General features: G+C 47.6%; 1 protein-coding gene and 1 pseudogene. Both read right to left on the bottom strand.

Annotated features, from left to right (window positions below; genetic code table 11):
• A partial coding sequence (locus tag R7070_RS25640) for a tetratricopeptide repeat protein (protein ID WP_318141444.1) occupies positions 1-936 on the bottom strand: 936 nt, incomplete at its 3' end.
• A pseudogene (locus R7070_RS25635) lies at positions 933-1,247 on the bottom strand (MSHA biogenesis protein MshM); the annotation flags it as partial. The gene R7070_RS25640 and the pseudogene R7070_RS25635, both read right to left, overlap by 4 nt.

Raw genomic sequence — 1,247 nt, 5'->3', positions numbered from 1 at the left:
AATCGCCAAACCAAGCCACCAGCGAGCATTGTCTGGCTCGCGTTGAGTCAGTAGCTGGTAGCTTTCTAATGCGATGTCGTTTTGCTTTTGTTTCTGCGCAAGGGCTGCGCGCATTGCCAAGTAATCTCGACTCGGCATTGGAGGCAAGTGAACCAGTGGGCTCAGTGCCGCAGAAGGCTGATTGGCTTTAACCAATAGCTTCGACAACGCGAGTCTTAGTGGTTGGTTATCCTTATCAAGGTTGATGCCTTCTTGGAGGATTTCGTAAGACTTTCTGGTATCCCCTTTACCGAAATAAAGCGCCGCCAGCTTTTGACGCGTTTCGATATTGCTTGGCTCATAACGCAATGCTTCGGTATAAGCAGAAAGCGCCGTTTCCATATCGTTTGCATCAATGGCTTTTTCTGCTCGACTGATCGCTTTCAACGATAACTGACGGTGTGAAAGTTCAACTTGCTCAATGCGCATTGAACTCTCTTGAACCAAATTGGTGGTCGTATTGCTCGGTGCATTCGCTACTTGCGCGATCAGCATCGGAGCGTCTGAACTCATATCCGCATCCGCACGTGAACCAAATACGCCCTCACTAGGTTGAGGCGTTGGTAATGCTGCAACAGCTTGCGGTTTTTCTACAGGTTTAGAATAAACCACGTTACTGGTTTCTGGCGTCATCTTATTGGTAGGAGAAGATGCCAGACGGTCAGCATTACTGGTTTCTAAAGGTTGCGTTGCGCTTGGTTGGAACGATGTGAACTCATCCGAAGGTGTAGGGCCTTGGGACACAGCCCAGCCGCCGACGGCAAGACTTAATGAAAAACCAGCAACCAACCACAGCCAAGGCTTACTGCGTGAGACATTAGGAATCTCAGCACGAGTAAGTTCACTCGGTGATGTTTTTTCAGCAAGTTCAGATAATGCTTTATTGATGGCACTCAAGGTTGACTCCATCCCCAAAATACGGGTGTTTTAAACTTAGGTTTACGGGCATCAAACGTATCGTGCATGGCCGCATAAACGTGATGATTTTTCAGTAAGGTACAACGGTCGTTAAACGCAGCTAACAAAGCTTTATGGCTAATTTGGTTGATTAACCTTGGTATGCCCATAGCAGAACGCCAAATCGCTTTTTTCTGTTCAATGGAGAAAATGTGCGACCCATTGCCCGCTTTGTCTAAGCGATTATTGATGTACGCAACCCCTTCATCGACAGATAACGGACGCAGCCCACAACTGAACGTAATGCGTTG

This window comes from Vibrio sp. 1557, from assembly GCF_033340175.1.
GTDB lineage: Bacteria > Pseudomonadota > Gammaproteobacteria > Enterobacterales > Vibrionaceae > Vibrio > Vibrio alginolyticus.
Note: the sequence above shows the minus strand (reverse complement) of the source record. Positions and strands in the feature narration are given on the sequence as shown.